The organism is Alteromonas sp. AWQ4_252, assembly GCF_056158205.1.
In genome coordinates this window covers 2,817,967-2,839,558 of sequence record NZ_JBSWSV010000001.1, presented here as the reverse complement: position 1 = coordinate 2,839,558, position 21,592 = coordinate 2,817,967, and the positions used below count along the sequence as shown (strand labels likewise).

General features: G+C 46.5%; 16 protein-coding genes and 3 tRNA genes. 5 read left to right on the top strand and 14 right to left on the bottom strand.

The features are described 5' to 3' along the window. Positions 1 to 6 precede the first annotated feature (6 nt). Genes ACXACM_RS12500 through yceD form a run of 4 tightly spaced genes read right to left on the bottom strand, consistent with a single transcriptional unit; the run spans position 7 to position 2,717 of the window. Positions 7 to 972, bottom strand: a complete 966-nt coding sequence (locus tag ACXACM_RS12500; protein WP_474822095.1) for a beta-ketoacyl-ACP synthase III — start codon at positions 970 to 972, stop codon at positions 7 to 9. After that, positions 969 to 1,994 (bottom strand): phosphate acyltransferase PlsX, encoded by a 1,026-nt coding sequence (gene plsX / locus ACXACM_RS12495; RefSeq protein WP_474822094.1) that lies wholly within the window; start codon positions 1,992 to 1,994, stop codon positions 969 to 971. Before plsX ends, ACXACM_RS12500 begins: the two co-directional genes overlap by 4 nt. Positions 1,995 to 2,012: 18 nt before the next feature. Then, a complete protein-coding gene (rpmF, locus tag ACXACM_RS12490) occupies positions 2,013 to 2,183 on the bottom strand; it encodes a 50S ribosomal protein L32 (protein WP_474822093.1) in 171 nt (56 codons plus the stop codon). Between the two features lie 3 nt (positions 2,184 to 2,186). Beyond that, positions 2,187 to 2,717 (bottom strand): 23S rRNA accumulation protein YceD, encoded by a 531-nt coding sequence (gene yceD, locus ACXACM_RS12485; RefSeq protein WP_474822091.1) that lies wholly within the window; start codon positions 2,715 to 2,717, stop codon positions 2,187 to 2,189. A gap of 162 nt (positions 2,718 to 2,879) precedes the next feature. Here yceD and ACXACM_RS12480 point away from each other — a divergent pair, with 162 nt between their 5' ends. Next, complete coding sequence (locus tag ACXACM_RS12480; protein WP_474822090.1) at positions 2,880 to 3,500, top strand: Maf family protein; 621 nt, start codon at positions 2,880 to 2,882, stop codon at positions 3,498 to 3,500. Here ACXACM_RS12480 and ACXACM_RS12475 read toward each other — a convergent pair. After that, the gene (locus tag ACXACM_RS12475; RefSeq protein WP_474822088.1) at positions 3,489 to 4,142 is read right to left on the bottom strand and encodes an HAD-IA family hydrolase; all 654 of its coding nucleotides are present in this window, start codon (positions 4,140 to 4,142) and stop codon (positions 3,489 to 3,491) included. The two genes, ACXACM_RS12480 and ACXACM_RS12475, sit on opposite strands and share 12 nt — an antisense overlap. Beyond that, positions 4,129 to 5,082: a 23S rRNA pseudouridine(955/2504/2580) synthase RluC gene (gene rluC / locus ACXACM_RS12470; RefSeq protein ID WP_474822086.1), complete on the bottom strand. Its 954-nt coding sequence runs from the start codon at positions 5,080 to 5,082 to the stop codon at positions 4,129 to 4,131. Before rluC ends, ACXACM_RS12475 begins: the two co-directional genes overlap by 14 nt. Before the next feature lie 723 nt (positions 5,083 to 5,805). On the opposite strand from rluC, the gene rne reads away from it, so the two are divergent. Continuing rightward, positions 5,806 to 8,997, top strand: a complete 3,192-nt coding sequence (gene rne, locus ACXACM_RS12465; protein WP_474822085.1) for a ribonuclease E — start codon at positions 5,806 to 5,808, stop codon at positions 8,995 to 8,997. Between the two features lie 65 nt (positions 8,998 to 9,062). Next, positions 9,063 to 10,037, top strand: a complete 975-nt coding sequence (locus tag ACXACM_RS12460) for a phosphotransferase (RefSeq protein WP_474822084.1) — start codon at positions 9,063 to 9,065, stop codon at positions 10,035 to 10,037. A gap of 50 nt (positions 10,038 to 10,087) precedes the next feature. On the opposite strand, the gene ACXACM_RS12455 is transcribed toward ACXACM_RS12460, so the two are convergent. Together ACXACM_RS12455 and topA are read right to left on the bottom strand one after the other, a co-directional pair. Next, positions 10,088 to 10,639 (bottom strand): DUF2058 domain-containing protein, encoded by a 552-nt coding sequence (locus ACXACM_RS12455; RefSeq protein WP_474822083.1) that lies wholly within the window; start codon positions 10,637 to 10,639, stop codon positions 10,088 to 10,090. A gap of 12 nt (positions 10,640 to 10,651) precedes the next feature. Beyond that, complete coding sequence (gene topA / locus ACXACM_RS12450) at positions 10,652 to 13,285, bottom strand: type I DNA topoisomerase (RefSeq protein WP_474822081.1); 2,634 nt, start codon at positions 13,283 to 13,285, stop codon at positions 10,652 to 10,654. A 351-nt stretch (positions 13,286 to 13,636) separates the two neighbouring features. Here topA and astB point away from each other — a divergent pair, with 351 nt between their 5' ends. Further along, a complete protein-coding gene (gene astB / locus ACXACM_RS12445) occupies positions 13,637 to 14,983 on the top strand; it encodes an N-succinylarginine dihydrolase (RefSeq protein ID WP_474822080.1) in 1,347 nt (448 codons plus the stop codon). Between the two features lie 98 nt (positions 14,984 to 15,081). Here the strand turns inward: astB and ACXACM_RS12440 are convergent, their stop codons facing one another. Next, positions 15,082 to 17,715 carry an Ig-like domain-containing protein gene (locus ACXACM_RS12440; RefSeq protein WP_474822079.1) on the bottom strand — a complete coding sequence of 878 codons (2,634 nt, stop codon included), beginning with the start codon at positions 17,713 to 17,715 and terminating at the stop codon, positions 15,082 to 15,084. A gap of 120 nt (positions 17,716 to 17,835) precedes the next feature. Here ACXACM_RS12440 and ACXACM_RS12435 point away from each other — a divergent pair, with 120 nt between their 5' ends. Then, positions 17,836 to 19,182: a dicarboxylate/amino acid:cation symporter gene (locus ACXACM_RS12435; protein ID WP_474822077.1), complete on the top strand. Its 1,347-nt coding sequence runs from the start codon at positions 17,836 to 17,838 to the stop codon at positions 19,180 to 19,182. Positions 19,183 to 19,246: 64 nt separating this feature from the next. On the opposite strand, the gene lolE is transcribed toward ACXACM_RS12435, so the two are convergent. The 5 genes from lolE to ACXACM_RS12410 all read right to left on the bottom strand — a co-directional run bounded on the left by lolE (position 19,247) and on the right by ACXACM_RS12410 (position 21,551). Further along, positions 19,247 to 20,482, bottom strand: a complete 1,236-nt coding sequence (gene lolE / locus ACXACM_RS12430; protein ID WP_474822076.1) for a lipoprotein-releasing ABC transporter permease subunit LolE — start codon at positions 20,480 to 20,482, stop codon at positions 19,247 to 19,249. Between the two features lies 1 nt (position 20,483). Further along, on the bottom strand, positions 20,484 to 21,167 hold the full coding sequence (lolD, locus tag ACXACM_RS12425) for a lipoprotein-releasing ABC transporter ATP-binding protein LolD (protein WP_474822075.1): 684 nt from the start codon (positions 21,165 to 21,167) through the stop codon (positions 20,484 to 20,486). A gap of 99 nt (positions 21,168 to 21,266) precedes the next feature. Further along, positions 21,267 to 21,343, bottom strand: a tRNA-Asp gene (locus ACXACM_RS12420). Positions 21,344 to 21,366: 23 nt separating this feature from the next. Further along, positions 21,367 to 21,443: transfer RNA gene (locus ACXACM_RS12415), tRNA-Asp, on the bottom strand. 31 nt (positions 21,444 to 21,474) lie between these two features. Beyond that, positions 21,475 to 21,551, bottom strand: a tRNA-Asp gene (locus ACXACM_RS12410). Between the last annotated feature and the right edge of the window lie 41 nt (positions 21,552 to 21,592).

Genomic DNA, 21,592 nt, shown 5'->3' with positions numbered 1-21,592 from the left:
TGTATATCAATATCTGACTAATGCAGAGGCCCAGGCGAATCCGCCTCCAAATGCCTCTAACAATAAATTCTGACCACGTTTTATTCTGCCATCGCGAATTGCAGTGTCCAGAGCAGTAGGCACAGTGGCTGCAGATGTATTTCCATATTTCTCAAGGGTGATGACCACTTGATCAAGTGACATATCCAACTTCTTCGCTGTGGCTTTTATAATACGAAAATTAGCCTGGTGAGGAACTAACCAATCGAGGTCAGACTTTTGCATATTATTGGCTTCAAGGGTTTGTATTACGGTTTCAGACAATTTCGTCACCGCAACTTTGAATACTTCATTCCCCTTCATTACGCCCCAGTTTTCATGTACCGATGCCTCATCACCGCGAGTCGGATTTCCGACGTATAGTAGATCGCCATAAGAACCTGCGGCATGTATATGGGTCGACAAGATGCCCGGCTCGTCGCTGGCTTCAATAATCGTAGCTCCGGCACCGTCGCCGAACAAAATCACCATGGAGCGATCTTTGGGGTCAACCAGCCTGCTTAAGCAGTCGGTGCCCACCACGAGAATGCGCTTGGCCATTCCAGACTTAATATACTGATCAGCTACGCTCAGTGCGTAACAGTAACCAGCGCAAGCTGCGGCAACATCAAACGCAGGAATGCCATCGAGTTGTAAAATACGTTGAATTTCACAAGCAGTACTGGGGAGAGAATATCGCCCACTGGTAGTGGCACACACAATCATATCTATTGACTGAGGGTCGACATCAGCAGCTTCGATGGCATGACGACTGGCCTCTGCGCCCATCGTTGCCGCGGTTTCATCTGCCCCAATAATGCGTCTTTCTTTGATACCGGTGCGGTCGGTAATCCACTCGTCACTGGTATCTACCATTAATTCGAGATCGGCGTTCGTGCGGACTTCGCTAGGATAATAGCTGCCAGTCCCGATAATTCGTGAATAATTACTCAAATCTGCTCCAACAAAACCGTTTCTATTTTACTTTTTATTTTTTCCGGAATACCCATTCTTGCTTCCTGCATTGCCTGGTAAATAGCATAGTAAAATGCATCGGCTGAGGCGTTCCCGTGACTCTTGATCACAATGCCGCGCAATCCTAACAGACTCGCACCATTATACTGGTCGGGGTTCACGCGGTTGTAGATGCTTTTTAGCAGTGGTAAAGCAATTCTGGCCATAAGTCGGGTCAAAAGGTTTAATTGTGACTGTCTTTTGACCTCACTGATCACGAGTTTAGCTAAACCTTCCGTAGATTTTAACGCGACATTGCCTGTAAAGCCGTCAGTGACAACCACATCAGCACAATCGGTGAAGATATCGTCCCCTTCGACGTAACCAATGTAGTTAAGAGCATCTGCCTGACGAAACAATTGATCTGCAATTTTTACTTGCGCATTGCCCTTAATATCCTCTTCGCCAACATTGAGCAGCGCCACTCGAGGCTTCTCAACACCAAAGACTTCCTGAGCAAGTACGCTCCCCATCACGCCGTACTGAAACAATATCTCCGACGTACAATTTACATTGGCACCAAGATCTAAAAGAAATACTCTGTGCTGACTCGCTGTCGGCATGCCAGATACCAGCGCCGGGCGATCTATACCGGGTAATGTTTTTAACAAATAATAGGCCATGGCCAAAAGCGCACCAGTATTACCGGCACTCACACATGCTGAAGCAGATTTATTCTCCACCAGTTCAACAATACGTCGCATGGATGACTTTTTCTTATTTCGAAGTGCATACGCGGGGGCATCACCCATTTCAACAACATCTTCGCAGTGTTCTACAGTCACTCGGGCTCGTTGTTCAGGTAACAGGTTGTCAAGTGCGGGGTTAATGACCGACTGGTCGCCACACAAAATAAAGTTAAAATCGGGATGAAGCCGGACGGCTTTGAGGGTTGCCGGAAGGATAACAGGGGGACCATGATCGCCCCCCATGATATCTAACGCGATGGTTAGCTTAGACAAAAGGTAATCACCAATCGATTAACGTTCGATGACTTTTTTGCCTTTATAGTAACCATCAGCGGTTACGTGATGACGACGGTGAGTTTCACCTGACGTTGAATCGACAGACAAAGTCGCGCCTGTCAATGCATCGTGTGAACGACGCATACCACGCTTAGAGCGTGTTTTACGATTTTGTTGTACTGCCATAACTTACTCCTGGTCTCGCTTAAGTTCTTTCAAAACCGCGAAAGGGTTTGGTCGCTCATTTGCCGGGTCAATTTTTCCAAATGTCATATCATCTTTACTCACTGCACAATCCTCCTCTGCATGAAGGGCGACAATGGGTAACGAAATAATCAATTCGTCTTCAAAAATTTGAAGCAGACTGACTTCTCCGTGGTCGTTGACCTCTACCGGTTCATAAGCTTCGGGCAATCCTTCATCATCCTCTTGTTGTCCCTGCACCGGACTAAAACAAAACTCTGTATAAAGGTCGTGAGTAAACTCACCATTGCACCGCTGACAGATAAGTGTTACCTGTGTTTGTAAGTGACCGTGAAAGACAGTAAGACCCTGCGCGTCTTTTTTGAACTGTACTTCGGCGTTCACCCATTCATCACAACTGACAACAGCTTCATTTAACCGCACCATGTCTTTACTCGCAATAACGCCCCTGTAATCGGAACGTTTTACGGCGCTTTTGACCGGGTCGACGGAATGAGGTAATTTCACTTTCTGCATAGGGCGCGCATAATATAGATTTGCCTTATCACTGTCAAAGCATTAATCGCATTTCACAGCAATTCTCGGTAATTTATCTTTTCTTCGCCATAGACCTGTGTTGTAGAATCGGTCAGACTTAGGCACATCATACACTACTGTGATTATTCGGATACGGCCGTAATGTTACCTCCACCCTTTATTCTTGCCAGTTCATCCCGCTACCGGCAGTCGCAAATGGCAGCGCTTGGCATTAATGCAAAGTGTATCTCACCTAACATCGATGAACAGCGAAAACATGGCGAGACTCCTGATGCTCTAGCGACTCGACTAGCTGGCGAAAAAGCAACGAAAGTGGCATCTTCCCATCCAAATGCGCTGGTTATAGGCTCAGACCAGGTTGCGTCATTGACAGACGATAACGGAGAGACTGTCATTCTGGGAAAACCCCATCACTTTGAGGCCGCAATGGAGCAACTGACTCTTTGCAGCGGAAAAACAGTTACCTTTCATACTGCGTTGAGCCTTGTTCAGCAGAGCGTGAACAAGCAATATACTGCTATTGACACGACTACCGTGTATTTCAAAACACTCACGAAACAGCACATTACACAATATCTACACTGTGAAACGCCTTATGATTGTGCAGGAAGTTTTAAGTCTGAGGGGAAAGGCGTTTTATTATTCGACCAAATAGATTCACGTGATCCCCAGGCTTTGATTGGCCTGCCAGTAATGCTACTCAGGGACATGCTGTCAGAATTTGATATTGATTTGCTCGTTCTTGCCACCTCAGACAGGTAACAGCCAGCGCCTCAACTCGTCGATGTCGTGTACAATAGCCTGGGGCTCAAATGCTTCCAGATGTAATGGCGCGTGAACACCATAAGATACCCCTATTCTATCAATACCTGCGTCTCTGGCCATTTGCATATCAAAGGTAGTATCGCCAACCATGACAGTTTCGTGTGGTGCTGCACCAGATTCCGCAAGCAGTTGAATAATCATGTCTGCTGAAGGTTTTGACTCGGCATCGTCTGCCGTGCGTGAATAAGAAAAATATTGCTCTGTGTTGGTATTCGCCCACGCTCTCTCCAAACCACGTCGTGCTTTACCTGTTGCAACAGCGAGGACATTTCCATTTTCATGAAGTGCCGTCAGCATATCAGTGACACCAGAAAATAGCGGGCTCGGAATCTGATCTTGCTCAATAAAAACAGCTTTATAAGCATCAACTAGCTCATCAGTCTGTTTATCATCGGTAAGCTGAAACAGGGTTTGAATTGCTGGGCGAAGACTAATACCAATGATGCCACCAACAGCTTCAGGCGTAGGTACAGCTACATCACACCGCTTGGCAGCCAATTGCATACAATGGATGATCTTTGCAGCCGAATCCATCAGCGTGCCATCCCAGTCAAAAATAATAAATTTATAAGATTTCATTTAACTGCTTAATTGAGTTCGTTAACGCTGTATCCAAAGGTGCATCGAAACGCACTGTTTCTTCCGTACCTGGATGAGTAAACCGAATGCTAGCTGCATGTAGAAATAAGCGTTTTAGGCCCAGCCCGTGCATTTTTTCATCAAACTCAGCATTGCCATATTTGGGATCGCAGGCTATGGCGTGTCCGGCGTGTTGGCAATGTACCCGAATTTGGTGGGTACGGCCTGTGATTGGCGAAGCTTCCACTAAGGTTGCACCGCTAAAGCGTTGCAATATACGAAAACGGGTTTCGGAAGGCTTGCCATTTTCACTCACACTAACTAAGCGTTCTCCAGATTGTAAGACGTTCTTTAACAAGGGGGCTTTCACCTTGAAACGATTCTCTGGCCACTCCCCCGCGACCAGGGCCTGGTACCGTTTATCCATCTGACCTTCTCGTAACTGTGCGTGCAGATGGCGAAGTGCTGAGCGCTTTTTGGCCACCAGAATGCAACCTGACGTATCGCGATCGAGGCGGTGTACTAATTCCATAAAACTAGCCTGGGGCCTTAGCGCACGAAGCCCTTCAATAAGTCCGAAATTTAAACCGCTACCGCCATGTACCGCCGTGCCGGACGGCTTATTGATAACTAAAATACGCTCATCCTCATAGAGAATGCAGGATTCAATTTCAGCCACCTTTTCTAACTTAGGGTTTGGCGTGTCCTTGACTTCGGCAGTGCGAAGCGGTGGAATGCGAACGAGATCATCGGTAGCAAGTTTATAGTCGGGTTTTACCCTGCCTTTATTTACCCTTACTTCGCCTTTGCGCAATATGCGGTAAATCATACTTTTTGGCACGCCTTTTAACTGGGTGCGCAAAAAGTTGTCTACCCGTTGACCTGCCAGATCGGGTTCTATCGTTACAAAACGAACTTTTTGATGGATTTCATTTTTCATGGTCGCAAGTATAACTGACTAGATGTAATTCCCTAAGCAAAAATACGCTAAGACACTCACTTTCGATGGCAAAATAAAATACAGAACTACATATTCTCAAATGAGATCACTCGTTTAGAACCTTTAGAAAAAGATAATATCTTGTGTCTAGCTGTGCTTGAGTTCGGAAAATCTTTCCACTGACCTGTACCACCAATCAAAAATAACTAAATATGAACAAAAAACATACCGCGCAAGTTGACATTTCATTGATAATTGAAAAATTAGCAGGAAGTTTGCTTGCGTCTCTCGGGAAGATGGTGAGATAATCCAAAGGATTTTGTTGTTGTTTAAACTATGTGACAAATTGCAACTACAAAATCCGGTTCGAACTTTAACGTGAACCATGAATGTCGGGCGGGCACCTGAATTATTTGAATAGCCCAGTTTATATCGGCAGCACAAAAGCCTTTAAAACTAAGCACCGTCAAAATTTTAAAATAAAAGTTCGCCGTTTAGCCAAACAGAATTAAATTGACCTTTCCCCGGATAAAAGTAATCGGGGGAAAAACAAAAAGTAAGGGCCGTCGTTCCCGACACCCATGTAAATAGCGCAATTATCATGCGCTGGGTAATACGACTGTACAACAAATTCCGCACACAGCCGGGAGGCTGAGTGGCGAGTGTTTGCACGCGTCATTTTGATTTTGTGTCTATGCGGCTGTTCAAACAGAGTTAGATACAATGAAAAGAATGTTAATTAACGCAACTCAACAAGAAGAGTTGCGCGTCGCCCTTGTAGATGGGCAACGCTTGTATGATCTTGATATAGAAAGTCCCGGGCACGAACAAAAGAAAGCCAATATTTACAAGGGTAAAATTACCCGTGTAGAGCCTAGTTTAGAAGCTGCCTTTGTTGATTATGGCGCGGAACGTCACGGTTTCCTTCCCTTAAAAGAAATTGCACGAACTTACTTCCCCAAAGGTTACAAATTCGAAGGCCGTCCCAACATCAAAGATGTTATTAAAGAAGGTCAGGAAGTCATTGTTCAAATAGACAAAGAAGAAAGAGGCCAAAAAGGCGCTGCCTTGACTACCTTTTTGTCTTTAGCCGGCAGTTATTTGGTACTCATGCCAAACAATCCCCGAGCTGGCGGTATATCCAGAAGAATCGAAGGCGACGAGCGCAACGACCTCAAAGACTCTCTATCCCGTTTAGATTTACCCGATGGCATGGGCCTTATCGTTCGTACTGCAGGTGTGGGAAAATCTTACGAAGAACTTGAATGGGATTTAAAGGTACTGCTCAAGCATTGGCAGGCTATTTCTGAGGTTGCCGAAAACCGTGCTGCACCGTTTTTAATTCACCAGGAAAGTAATGTTATTGTTCGCGCCATTCGCGATTACCTGCGTAGAGATATCGGTGAAATCCTCATCGACAAAACCAGTATTTATGAAGAAGCCCTTCAGCACATTGAACTGGTTCGCCCAGACTTTGCCAGTCGGGTGAAGCTCTACAAAGGCGACGTTCCCCTATTTAGTCATTATCAAATCGAAAGCCAGATTGAATCGGCGTTTCAACGTGAAGTTCGCTTACCTTCAGGTGGTTCGATTGTCATCGACCCGACAGAAGCCTTGACGTCCATCGATATTAACTCTGCCAGAGCAACAAAAGGCGGAGATATCGAGGAGACCGCGCTCAATACCAACCTTGAAGCGGCAGACGAAATCGCCCGTCAATTGCGCCTGCGAGACCTCGGTGGCCTTGTGGTAATTGATTTTATTGATATGACGCCGGTACGCCACCAGCGCGAAGTTGAAAACCGAATGAAGGATGCTGTACGCTCGGATCGTGCGAGAGTGCAACTAGGCCGCATTTCTCGTTTTGGTTTGTTAGAAATGTCCCGTCAGCGTTTGCGCCCTTCATTAGGTGAATCGGCGCATCACGTTTGTCCCCGTTGCTCAGGCCACGGTACCATTCGTGGTACAGAATCACTGGCGCTTTCGATTCTTCGCATCATGGAAGAGGAAGCGATTAAAGACAACACCGGACAAATTGAAGCGCAGCTTCCCGTTCCTGTCGCAACGTATCTGGTCAACGAAAAACGCAAATCAATCAATGTTATTGAGAAGCGTCATAATGTCTCATTGCTACTCATCCCTAACCCTAATCTGGATACCCCCCATTATGAGGTTGTCAGACACCGTCCGGATGAAGTTGTTTCTGAAGCCAGCTACAACGTAAGCCTTAAAGAAAATGAAGAAGACACGTCCTTCCAGCCGTCAGCTGCGCCAGTTAAACGGGAAGAGCCGGCACTAAAAGGTTTAGTCGCGCCCACTGAAGCACCTCCAGCTCCTGCTCCAGCTACTCGCCAGCCAAAGAAAGCACCTGAGCAAGCCGCGCAATCAGGTAACCTGTTTACCAAGCTGGGCAAATGGATATCCTTGATCCTTGGCGGTGAAGAAGAAAAAGAGCCGCAGAAAGAAGAAGTGGAAACTAAGCCACGACGTTCACGAAATAGCGACAACCGCAACCGTAAACCGCGTAATAATCGTAATCGCCGTGCTAAGCACTACGACCAGCAAGGTGAAAAAGACGACAACAAATCGTCTGCTAAACGTCAGGAAGAGAAGCGCAATAAGCCAAAACAAAAGCGTAGAAACCAAGACGCTAAAAGCATTGAGCAAGATACAAAAAAAGCTGATCAGCAAACTGATAAGTCGCCTGAAAGCGAATCTCAGGAAGCCAAACCAGCCCGCAAGAAACAAGTGGCTGAGCGCCGTAAACGCCGTGATAAACGTCGCAGCGTACGCGTGCAAAGTGACAGTGTACAACAGCAGCAAAGCACACCAGTAGAAGCAGGTGTTGATTCTCCAACGGCGACAGCTGCACCGGCAGAAAAAGTAGAAAGTCACTCTGCTGCATCAGTGGATAATACTGAAGTCAATGCGTTGCCAGTTGAGAACGAAGTAAAAGCAACTCAGTCTGCTCAGCTTAAGCCTGAGGTACAGCAGGAAAGCCCTGAAAAAACACAGGATCAGTCGGCTACTTCGGACGTAAGTGACGAGCAAGACGCACAAGCCAGTGATGACAATGGTCAAAAGCGGGAAGCTCGTGGGCGCTCAAGACGCTCACCAAGGCATGTTCGGGCAGCGGGACAACGCAGACGTAAAGAACAGGATACGCCGGAAGGACAACAACCTTCAGACATCCACGTCCGACACTCTGAGCCTGGCAACGAAACTACAACGGTTGAAACAAGTCAGGTCGATACAACTACGGGAACTGCTCCTGAACCTGCGGAGAATCCCGTAGCAGAAACTGTGGAGCCAAAAGCTGACAGCAGTTCGGCTCAGGACGACAACAAGGCTGTTGCTAGCGAAGCAGTGCAAGACGAACTTCAGTTTGACCTAGCGGATCCAGATAAAGATACACAACCTAAATCTTCACGGACACAAAAACCTCGTGTTCGCGTTGAAGGTGACACTATCAGCGCACCTGAACAGGTCGAAATTAATCTCGCCTCAGAAGAAAAAGCGGAAACAAGTCAGACACCGTCTTCAGAAAGTGAAGAAGAAACTGTTGTCGCAGAAAAAGCGTCATCAACGAAAGATGCAACGACTGACGCAGCCACTGTTGAAGAAACCCAAACAGATGCTGGTAAGTCAGTGGTAGAAACCACTTTGCCAAGCTTTACACCAACCCGTAGTCTGGGCCAAAAATCAGCATCCCACCCAACCACTCTACCTGCAGAGGTTGATGCGCAGTTTGGTATTGCTGAACCTATTGCAAAGCCAGATGATAAACGCCCGTTACTGGTAAAATCAGCTAAATCTGCATCTGTGTCTAGTGCAACGTCTTCTGCCGCCGCACCCATGACATTACCCACTGAGTTTGGTGATCAAGATGAAGCAAAACAAGAAGCTGTGAATTAACTCACACTTTTAATGACATCATAAAGCCGTACACGTAAGTACGGCTTTTTTTTGGGGAGCAAACAATGACGCAAAAAGTACCAGTACACTTTGTTAAATGGTTGCATGACCTCACCCATGAAAATTATCGAGCGGTCTCCCTTATTCAACCACTTTGGAATAATTATGGCGCGTGCTTTCGTGCTATTGATGAAACCGGAAAGTCTATTGTCGTCAAAGCTGTATCTCCCCAGGCCCCCTCTTCTCACCCAAAAGGCTGGAATTCTCTTGTTGGTCATGACAGAAAACTTACTTCCTACGAGGTAGAACGCCACTTCTACGAAAAACTACAGCCTTTCACAACCCACAAATGTACCGTTCCAAAACTTGTGGCTTCAGATAGCCGGGACAACGCCACCCTGCTAGTTTTGGAAGATGTCGACACTGCATTTCCACGTCGCAGTTCAGTATTATCAGTCAAGCAGGCTGAATGCGTTTTGACGTGGCTGGCTGACTTTCATGGCAAATTTATCAACCTGAAAGACACCCGGGTATGGCAAGAAGGAACCTACTGGCATTTAAATACGCGCCTTGATGAGTGGCGGGTAATGCCAGATTCACTTTTGAAGGAGAATGCTAAAGTTATAGCACAGCAATTGGCGAATTGTGCTTATCAGACTTTGTTACATGGCGATGCAAAAGTTGCAAACTTCTGTTTTAGCGATGATTTCACACAATGTGCCGGGGTGGATTTTCAGTATACCGGCCATGGATGCGGAATAAAGGACGTAGCTTACTTTATCGGCAGCGCGTTATCAGAAGATGATCAAAAAGACCACACCGAGTACTGCCTTTCAATTTACTTCACTCGCTTGTACGAGGCAATTTGCAATTATCACGATAGTGACCTCGCCCATGCTGTCGTTCAGGAGTGGCAAAAACTCTATAATCTTGCCTGTGCGGATTTTTGTCGGTTCCTTATTGGTTGGAGCCCTGACCATTGGAAACTGAATTCAACACTGAAGAAAAGAACGCAAATTGCGCTTGAATCAGTTGTGTAATACTGTTGGAAAGCGAGCAGTGCGCTATGCACGCACTGCGAGAAGGTTACTTACCAGGTTAAATCGTCGGGAATTTCGTAGTCAGCGTACCAATCATCTTCGTCCTGCTCGTTACCGTCGGCACCTTTAGTGTCCAAATCAGCACGATAAATTACAAAGGCCTCGTCACGCTGGGCAATTTTGTCAGCCACTGGTGTTGGTACAAGTTCGTAACTGTCATCAAGCAACACGACGACCAAACGGCCTTTTGTGACCTGCTTGTGCATGTCATCGCTGACATACATGCGTTTTACCAAATTATTGTGAGTAAAATTGAGCAGGGTATCGCCTTTACGGGTTTGCTTGTTAACTTCTATCAGTTGCTTTATCTGAGCCAACACAGAGCGCTTCTCTCGAGCTTTTTGTTGTTGCTCGTTCAACTCCCGATCTTTTACCCTTTTCTCTTCTGCAGCTTTCTCAGCAGCCAGTTTGGCCTCGTCAACCTCAACCGCCTGATTTTTATTCTTGAGCTTCTGCTTTTTGCGCTTCGCCGCCCGGGCCTGTTTCGCAGAGGATTTATCCGCGAGCCCGGCCTTTAATAGTTGGTCTTGTAAAGATGCCATATGATGTGCGACCTATTTTTTCTTTTTGTCCTGGGTAACCCACTTGCCGCCTTCATACCAGGCTGACCAACCAGTAGATTTACCATTTTCATTTTCTGACATAACGTACTGCTGCTTCGTTTTCCGGCTAAAGCGAACAATCGTTGGGTTACCATCTGGATCTTCCTGAGGCGCATCTGCCAAATAATAAAACTTGGGAGAGATACGCTCTCGGAAGCGCGCTAACTCGGCGACCTTGGGCGCTCGGGTCTCCCTCGATTTCGGGAAATTATGGGCAGCTAAAAAGATGCCAGACGCACCATCACGAAGCACAAAATGGGCATCAGTTTTTTCACAAGGCAACTCGGGGAGATCTACCGGATCTTCTTTAGGTGGCGCAGCTTCACCATTGCGTAGCAGTTTACGGGTATTCTTACAGGTTTCACTGGTACAGCCGAAATATTTTCCAAATCGACCGTTTTTAAGCTCCATATCGCTGCCGCATTTGTCACACTCGATAATTGGACCGTCATACCCCTTAATTTTAAAAGTACCAGTTTCTACGTAAGTACCGGGACAAGTAGGTGTGTTACCGCATACGTGGAGTTTGCGTTTTTCATCCACGAGGTAACTGTCCATCGCAGTGCCGCAAATCTGACAACGGCGTTTAGCCCTCAGCGCTTCTGTCTCTAGCTCGTCCTCATCATCAACTTTCACCACCTCATCACCAGATGTGAGGTTCATCGTATTTGTGCAACGCTCTTTTGGCGGTAAGTTGTACCCAGAGCAGCCCAGGAAGACGCCAGTAGATGCTGTGCGCACGTTCATTTCGCGGCCGCATTTATCACATGTTATACCAGAGGGAATAGCCTGATTAGCGCGCATGCCCCCTTCTTCTGCAGCTTTTTCAGCTAACAACAGCTTGGCATAAAAATCATCGTAGAAAGCATCTAAGACTTGCTTCCAATTCTTTTTGCCATCAGCAATATCATCCAGATGCTGTTCCATGTTTGCAGTGAAATCATAGCTCATAAGATCATCAAAGTTTTCCATTAAACGATCATTGACGATTTCACCCATTTTCTCGGCGTAAAAACGTTTATTTTCCAGCCGCACATAGCCGCGGTCCTGAATCGTAGAAATGATACTGGCGTACGTAGACGGCCTGCCAATTCCGCGTTTTTCCAACTCTTTTACCAGTGAAGCTTCGTTAAAACGGGCAACGGGTTTGGTAAAATGCTGTTTCGGGTCAAGAGCCTGTAAATCGAGGCTATCACCTTGTTTTACATCGGGGAGTAAACGCTCTTCCTCACCTTTTTTACGCAATTGGGGCTGAACCTTCGTCCAACCATCAAATTTAAGTACGCGCCCTTTCGCCACCAATTCGTAATCACCTGCAGACACTTTTATGGTTGTGGCATCGTATTTGGCATTCGTCATCTGACAAGCGACAAACTGTCGCCAGATAAGCTCGTATAGGCGCTGTGCGTCTCTCTCCATCTCTTTAAGGGATGCAGCCTGAACACTTACACTTGAAGGACGAATGGCTTCGTGAGCTTCCTGAGCGCCCTCCTTGCTACCATAACGAATTGGGTTGTCAGGCAAATAACGGCTTCCAAAACTGTCTTCGATATATTGGCGACAGTTATCCAGCGCTTCCTGGCTTAAATTCGTGGAATCCGTACGCATGTAAGTGATATGCCCGGCTTCATACAGACGCTGCGCCAGCATCATGGTTTTCTTTACACCAAAACCGAGCCTGGTACTGGCAGCCTGTTGCAATGTCGAGGTAATAAACGGCGCAGACGGCTTGCTTTGCGTCGGCTTGGATTCACGGCTATCGACAATATAGGGAGAACCATTTAAACGTTCCAGCGCGGTGTCGGTTTCAGCTTTGTTTTTGGGCTTGAACGGCTTGTCCTGATAGCGGCTCACCAACATTCTTAGCTGTTGCTGTTGCGCTGATGTCAAATCGGCATGAACGTCCCAGAATTCCTCTGGCACGAATGCCTTAATTTCCCGTTCACGTTCAACCACCAGGCGAACAGCCACAGACTGAACCCGGCCTGCTGACAAGCCCCTTGCAATCTTTTTCCACAACAATGGCGACACCATGAAGCCAACAACACGGTCGAGGAATCGACGAGCCTGTTGCGCATTCACTCTGTCAGTATTCACCTCTCCCGGATGGGAAAAGGCGTCTTGAATGGCATTTTTCGTGATCTCGTTGAATACAACCCGCTGATAGGTTTTGCCTTTATCGCCAAGCAATTCTCTTAAATGCCAGGCGATGGCTTCCCCTTCGCGGTCCAAATCCGTTGCGAGATAAACAGTATCTGCGTCTTTGGCCAACTTCTTCAGTTCGTTGACAACTTTTTCTTTACCTTGCAATACCTGGTAGTGGGCTTTCCAGTCAGCTTCGGGGTCAACGCCCATGCGATCTACCAGCTTTCGATACTCATATTTTCTGAGATACTCTTCCCGCTCACTGTCGCTGAGAAGCTTCAGTTCCTTGGCCGGTTTTTTGGGTTCGACGTTTCCGACAGCCTTTGTCGGCAAATCGCGAACGTGGCCAACTGAAGATTTAACGATAAAATTTTTGCCAAGATACTTATTTATCGTTTTCGCTTTAGCTGGTGACTCTACAATGACCAGTGATTTTGCCATAAAAATTAATTAAACCTGTTCTTAATCAGAGGGTTAACCCTGTTTTATCTAAACTTTGGGACAGCAAAATGCCTATGGTGGCTGTCCTCTCTTTTTTTAACATATATCTACAAAGTGAATGGAAAACAAGATCTTCTTAATAGTTATTCTTTACAGCGTTGCTAAAACCGCCAAACTCTGTTCACTTTTTCGCCACTGGCATTGGCAACGGCATTAAAAGTCGTATAATGCCGCCCAAATGGCCCATTTTAAACCATCATACTTTAACTAGTCTGTTTATTAGGATTCTTCAAGGAATTTCAAGTCCATAGACAAACAGCAATTGAAAAACTACATTAAAAGAGGCAAGTCATGCGGCAATACGAAGTCAATTTTGACGGTTTAGTTGGTCCTACCCACAATTATGCGGGTTTGTCTGTTGGTAATGTCGCCTCGCAAAATAACGCGAGTGCAGTGAGCAACCCGAAAGAAGCTGCAAAGCAAGGGCTGACAAAAATGAAGGCACTGGCTGACATGGGGATGAAGCAAGGGGTGCTAGCACCTCAAGAGCGCCCCGACATCGCCGCTTTGCGTCGTATTGGATTCACAGGTTCTGACGCCCGTGTACTTGCCTTGGCAGCACAGAACGCGCCACAAGTGTTCTTAGCGTGTTGCTCCGCATCCAGTATGTGGACAGCAAATGCAGCCACTGTATCACCCAGTGCTGACACCGCCGACGGTAGAGTTCATTTCACGCCTGCAAATCTGACGAATAAATTCCACCGTTCTTTAGAGCCTGTGGTCACCGGCAACATTTTAAAAGCAACATTTGCGTCAGAAAAATATTTTGCTCACCATACCCACCTACCAGACAATGAACACTTCGGCGATGAGGGCGCCGCTAACCACACCCGTCTTTGCACTGATTACGGCCGGGCCGGTGTAGAATTATTTGTGTATGGTCGCTACGCATTTGACAGTACGAAACCTGCTCCGAAAAGGTATCCGGCACGTCAGACTCTCGAAGCGTGTCAGGCGGTGGCGAGGTTGCATGGTTTGGATGATGACAATGTGGTATTTATTCAACAAAATCCTGATGTTATTGACCAAGGGGTATTCCACAATGACGTTATCTCTGTGGGCAATCAAAACGTGCTCTTTTACCATGAGCAAGCATTCTTAAATACCCACACAGTCCTCAATGAAATTAAAGCCAAATTTGGTGATAGCCCACTTCATTTTATTGAAGTTCCCTCGGCTTCTGTTTCTGTGCTGGATGCGGTTAGTACGTATTTGTTCAACACCCAGATAATTACATTGCCAGACGGTCATATGGCGATTATCGCACCTACGGAATGCCAGGAAAACAATGCTGTATCAGCTTATCTTGAACAACTGACTACCTTGGGCACTCCCATAAAAGAGGTGAAGTTTTTCGACGTAAAACAGAGCATGAAAAATGGTGGCGGACCAGCATGTTTGCGCCTGCGTGTAGCCATGACCGAACAAGAACTGGCCGCAACCAACCAGCATACCCTCATGAACGATATGTTGTTTGCCCGATTGAATCAATGGGTAGAGAAGCATTATCGCGACCGACTCAGTGAAGACGATTTACGGGATCCTGCACTTCTCAACGAAAGCCGTACCGCATTAGATGAACTCACACAAATTATGAAGCTCGGATCTGTTTATCCCTTTCAGCAATCATCATTGTGAGTTGCCATTAGAGCGTGACGAGTTTTTGTAACGGAAAGAAAACGTTTTGATAAGAAAAAAGGCTGTGGATTTTATCCACAGCCTTTTTTTAATTTGGTTTAGTTTGTGTTGTCACACCTAAAACCTGTACCAAAAGGACTGGACGGCGGTCGAATGTTTTCATTCGACGCATCTTCTGCCGCAATGCCATAGAGATACTTCATACTCGCACTGGCTTCACTGCCTGTCGACTGAGCAAATACAGTAATTTCTGCCTCATAGAATGCGGCGTATTCTCGCGGATAACGCAATTCAAGAGTAGCCTGACCATTTGCGTCAGTTTCATTCACGCCCTCCTTGAATGTTACGGAGCCAATGATACCTGGCGTAAGAAATCCGTCACCATTGGTATCTTCACTGTCTATTTCCAAAATACCATTGGCGTTAATATCTTCATTGTCACACATTGCCGTATATTCAAATATCTGCTCATCTTCGCCATCGATTTCCATGATATAACCCACTGTCCAGGTAGGTTCAACGAAGATCCAACCACCTTTGAAATACTGACCTCCCTGGCTGTATTTTACCGGTGTAGACGATGCGGTAAGAGCCACCCCTTCTACCGGTTGTCCAACGGCGTCAGTCACAAACACTGCAAATTCTTTCAGGTATGTGGTTGAATCCGGTTTTGATATTTCATTGCCCGTACCGATAGACACATCGAAAGCGCGATTGCCGACAGTAAGTGTCACGTCACCCGTTACACTGGGTTTATCCTGCACTGTAGCAGTAATTAACACGGCATCTTCACTGGTAACACCGCCAGAAGTAAATACCGTAGAAGCGATACCATTACTGTCTGTTGTAGCCTGGGATGGTGAAATAGAACCCGTACTGGTATCGTTTACCGTAAAGTTAACCACCTCATCTTTTACCAGATTTCCGGCAGGATCCCGAACTATCGCGGTAATTGTACTGGTTTGCCCGTCTGGACCTATTTGGTCCGGGGATGCATCAACCAGAATCGTGTTTGAATTGGTTGCCACAAATTCAACTTCAATAGATGCGCTGACTTCCTGACCGTCGTTATCAACGCCAGTTGCTGTTATTGCAGCAAGGCCAGCGTTGGTTGACGCGATACTGAAGCTAACTTTACCGTCGGTGCCTGTGGTGCCAACTTCATCTCCTGGGCGAATATCTCCTCTTGAGGCAGAAAACGTCACTTCGCCGCCGTCAAAGGGCGCACCGTCTTTGTTCCATGTCACTTCAATTACTGCATAATCACTCGCTTCGTAATTATTGTCTGGTGCGACCTCGATATCATCTTCAGGTACTGAACTAAAACCAAAATCATCTTGTTGAACTGTGATTTCAAACAGCTCTGATGTTACGTTTAATGCTTCAGCAGAAATGATTGCGAGCCCAGAAGCCGTACCGACGAAGCGAATAGTTCCCTGCCCTTCGGTACCCGTGTTTGTCGTGATGGATGTTCCCGCAGTGCCTTCATCCGTATTGCGCAATTCTCCCAGTGTGGTTGTAACGAGTACTTCCTGGTTAGTCAGGTTTGTGCCATCTGAATCCTGCACACGAATGGTGAGTTCGGTACTATCATTCACCGTCATCGACTTCGCACCGTTAATGGTAACCTCTGTGCCAACAATCAAAATATCGACTGTCTGAACTTGTTCACCCGCCGTTGCAGTTACTTGTACAGTTCGGAATGAAGCATCATTCTGACTGGTAACAATGGCTGTTGCGATGCCATTTTCCCCGGTGACCTCATCTACCTGCTGAATTTCCAGGCCTGCGTCTACCGGCGCTGAAAATGTCACTTCTACCCCTTCCATTAAAATACTGCGGGAATTTTTAACCAATGCAATGAGTTCGACTTCGTCCGAACCTGAAGAGGCAAGTGTCAGCGAGTTCGCATATAGTTCTAAATCGGCAGGTACATCATTTATTACTGTTGTACCCGTTGAAGAAAATGTAGTAGACGCAGTTGTGTCGTCCGGCAACGTCACTGTGATTTGCCCGTCGCCAGCTACTGTGCCAGGTGTCAGAACAATACTCGCCCTGCCATCACTGTCAGTTCTTGCTGTCCCGGTATCATTGCTAAACACAGCTAAATCATCGTTAGATAGAGAAAACGTTACCAAAGCGTCGGTGAGCGGATTATCGTTTTGATCCACCACTAACAAATTTACCGTTAGAGGATTGTCAGACGCCAGGTTTTTATCTTCATCCCCGGCAGCATTGACGACAGAAAACGTCACTGTGTATTCAGCATCTTCTTCTTCATCGCTTCCCGCCGACGTAAACGTAGTGGTGCCAGTGGTACCATCAGGCAAGGTTGCAGTTATTTGCCCATCGCCTGCAGCCGCTCCCACAACAAGCCCAATACTAGCTGAGCCGGAGTCGTCGGTTCTTGCCGTTCCAGTATCATTTCCGAAGGAGGCCAGATCTGCGTTTGAAAGAGAAAAGGTAATAAGCGTATCAGCAACAGGTGCACCTTCATCGTCAATGACAGATGCATTTATGGTTAATGGGTTATCTGTCGCAAGATTCCGGTCTGTGTCGCTATTTTGGTTTACGAGTGTGAGGGAAACCGTGTAAGTTGGATCACTGCTGTCGCCAGAGTCTCCGGAGCCGGTATCTGTATCGGAATCCCGCTCAAGGGAACCACCGCCTCCACAAGCAAATAATAAGAACAGCAAACTGAACAGCGTCAGAGACTTGGAATATGTTTTCATAGTTGTCTTCCTGGACCTCTAGTAATTGACAATACTGAAATATTTCTCATTTCATTCTGATATGATTCTGGCACACTAAAGCAATAAAAAAATTAAAAACATCGTTTTTAGGGAACTTACATGTCGCAATCTTCTAAAAAGCTCAGTCTTACTGCCAAAATCTTTATCGGCATGGGCACCGGAATCATTACCGGAGCTTTACTCCAATTTTTGTTCGATGATAGCGGAGATTTACGCTTTTCGATATTCGGCTTTAACTTTTCCACGTATGGGATTGTAGTAGAAGGTATATTCTCTACTATTGGTCAAATTTTTATTAATAGTCTCAAAATGTTAGTGGTACCACTTGTATTTGTTTCGTTAGTTTGTGGTACCTGTAGTCTTTCCGACCCGAGTAAGCTTGGCCGCCTTGGGTTTAAATCCATTTGCCTTTATATTCTAACAACGGCTATTGCGATTACACTGGCAATAAGTCTGGGATTATTAGTGTCGCCCGGAAGTGGGGTTAACATCCCTACCGATGCAGACTACGTTGCCAAAGAAGCCCCGTCATTTGCTCAGGTCATCATAAACATGTTCCCCACCAACCCCATCAAAGCAATGGCTGAAGGCAACATGCTACAAATTATTATCTTTGCTGTTTTGTTTGGCGTATCTATGGCCATGACGGGTGAAGCGGGTAAACGTTTGGGCGCTATTTTTGAAGACATCAATACGATTATCATGCGCCTGGTAACAATTATCATGAACCTTGCACCGTATGGTGTATTTGTTCTTATGGCGAAGTTATTTAGTACCATTGGGGCCGACATGCTGGGTAGTCTGGCAAAATATTTCTTCTTAGTCCTGTTCGTGTTATTTGTCCATGCGTTGTTAACGTACCCCATGCTTCTGAAAGCTTTCACCGGTCTAAGCCCCTTAGCAATGTTGATTAAGATGCGTGACGCTGCTTTGTTCGCTTTTACCACATCCAGTAGTAGTGCCACACTTCCTGTTACCATGGAAACTGCGCGCAACAAGTTAGGTGTAGGCAAATCAGTTTCTTCATTTACACTGCCGTTAGGTTCAACGATCAACATGGACGGCACCGCCATTATGCAAGGCGTTGCAACTGTGTTTATCGCTCAGGTCTATGCAGTGGACCTCACACTCGGTGATTACCTCATGGTTGTACTTACTGCGACACTGGCCTCAGTTGGAACCGCCGGTGTACCTGGTGTAGGACTAATAATGCTGGCAATGGTATTGCAACAGGTAAACCTGCCCGTTGAAGGTATTGCTCTTATTATTGGTGTAGACCGATTGTTAGACATGACACGCACTGTGGTGAACATCACTGGCGATTGTACCGTGTCATGCATTATTGCGAAAAGTGAAGGTGAACTTGATGAAGGCGTATTTAATGATCCCAGCGCTGGCATTAAAGAAGAAACCGTCGATTTTGAGCACTTCGACCACAATAAATAAGTAATTAGCGGGTTAGTTTCTGTCAAAGTGTCCCGAGACACTGATGACAGAAAACCCGCTTTAACTAGCCATTCAATGCCGAAGCCGGGGCAATGTGAACTGCCCTGGATGCGGGATACCAAGTAGCGAGCAAACACAAGACAAAGGCGACGCTGACTGTTACCACTACATCAGGCCATTGAAGCTCCGATGGCAGAAAATCTATAAAATAGATATCCCCAGACAACAATGTGACGCCCGTTAGCTGTTCTAAAAATGAGACAATAGTTGATAAATTCGGCGCGACTAACACACCACCAACCGTTCCAATAACAATGCCCAGCAGCCCGTTAATCAAGCCTTGAATAACGAATGTTTGACGTATCAGACGATCGGATGCGCCCATCGTTTTTAAAATCGCAATGCCCCCTCGCTTCTCTCTTACCGACATGACCAGTGACGACACAATATTAAAACAAGCTACCGCAATAACCAAAGTAAGCGCAATATATACTACGGTTCTTACCAGTTGAATGTCGTTGTACAAATGGCCCTGAGTACGAGTCCAGTATGATATGTAAACCGCTTGTGGGAAATCATAGCCGATACTCCTCATGGTTTCATAAGCACGATAGGGATCATTGAGCCTGAAGCGTAAACCTTGTGCACCAAAACTCACTCCCGCTTCTTCAGAGGCTTTCTCCAGGTGCATCATGGCGACGTAGTTGTCCATCTCACCGCCAACATTTAACGTACCAGCGATTGTTAGAGACATAGTGTGAGGTGCTTTAAATGACAGGTCCTGCGTAGCCGTGGGGATCAATATGGAAATACGGTCACCAGGTTGCAGTGAAAGTTTTTCCATAAACCCCGCCCCTAATAACACACTGTTTGAATTATTTTGAAATTCGAGCCAGTCAGCTTCATTTACCTGATCACGCCAACGGTCGTGTTTTGCAAAAGATAAATCAAGCCCGGTAAGCTCGATGGCCTTCAGCGTCCCCTTGTGTTGCAACATTCCGGTAATTTTGGTGTAGGGTTCAACACTGCTAACCCGGGGATCTTCATTGAGCTCTTTTGTCACCTGCTGCCAGTTATCAATGCCTTCTTCACTTATTGAATACAGTTCCCCGTGCGGAACCACAGCCAGGACCCGGGTTAGCAATTCGCGCTCGAAACCGTTCATGATTGATAGCAATACGATCAGAACAAAACAACCAAGTGCTATGCCTGCCGTAGATGAAAACGAAATAAAAGAGATGTAGCCATTGCGCTGTTTACCTTTTCTGAACCGAACCCCTAAAAACCAGGCTAATTGCATGCTAGCTCCCCTCTTCCACCAACTGACCATCTCTGATCCTAAGGGTCCTGTCCATTTTAGACGCAAGTGCTATGTCGTGGGTTACTACCACAAAACTGGTACCACTTGACTGACTTAGCCCGGTAAGCAAATCATAAACTTGCTCCCCGGTCTTGTTGTCCAAATTTCCCGTAGGTTCATCTGCCAGTACCACAGCTGGTTTGGTTACCAGCGCCCGGGCAATGGCTACCCTTTGCCTTTCTCCCCCTGAGAGCGCCGCGGGTTTGTGGTGCAGACGATGACTTAGCCCCACTTCACTGAGCATATCCGTAGCCAGCACCTGGGCTTTGTCAACGTCGTACTGACCGATTAGGAGTGGCATAGACACATTTTCTAATGCAGTAAACTCAGGTAATAAATGATGAAACTGGTAGATAAAACCCATTTTCTGGTTGCGCAGTGTTGCCAGGGCCTTTGCTTTCAGAGACGTCAACGCTTGCCCCTGAAACCACACTTCTCCTCGAGACGGTGTGTCCAGTCCGCCGAGGATATGCAGTAATGTGCTTTTCCCAGAGCCCGAGCTACCAAGCACAGCAACGTGCTCTCCTGCTTTAATTGAAAGACTTACGTCGGAAAGTACAGCGGTTTCAGTTTCGCCATCATGGTAGGTTTTAGACACCTCCCGACAAGCGAGAATATCATTCATAGAAAATTTCTTCGTGTAAATTTGAACCCGCAGAATGATACCGTGATACAGCGTATGTACCAAGCATAAGGGATTGAATAAATGAATATTTCGAGTAGATGGCGGAGCGGACGGGACTCGAACCCGCGACCCCCGGCGTGACAGGCCGGTATTCTAACCAACTGAACTACCGCTCCAAAGGGAATATTGCGAAACTAAATGGCGGAGCGGACGGGACTCGAACCCGCGACCCCCGGCGTGACAGGCCGGTATTCTAACCAACTGAACTACCGCTCCGAAGAACCATATTAGTTTTGCTATTGAAAAGTGGCGGAGCGGACGGGACTCGAACCCGCGACCCCCGGCGTGACAGGCCGGTATTCTAACCAACTGAACTACCGCTCCACATTTTCAATATTTTCAGCAGCTTGCAGAAACTTCGTTGA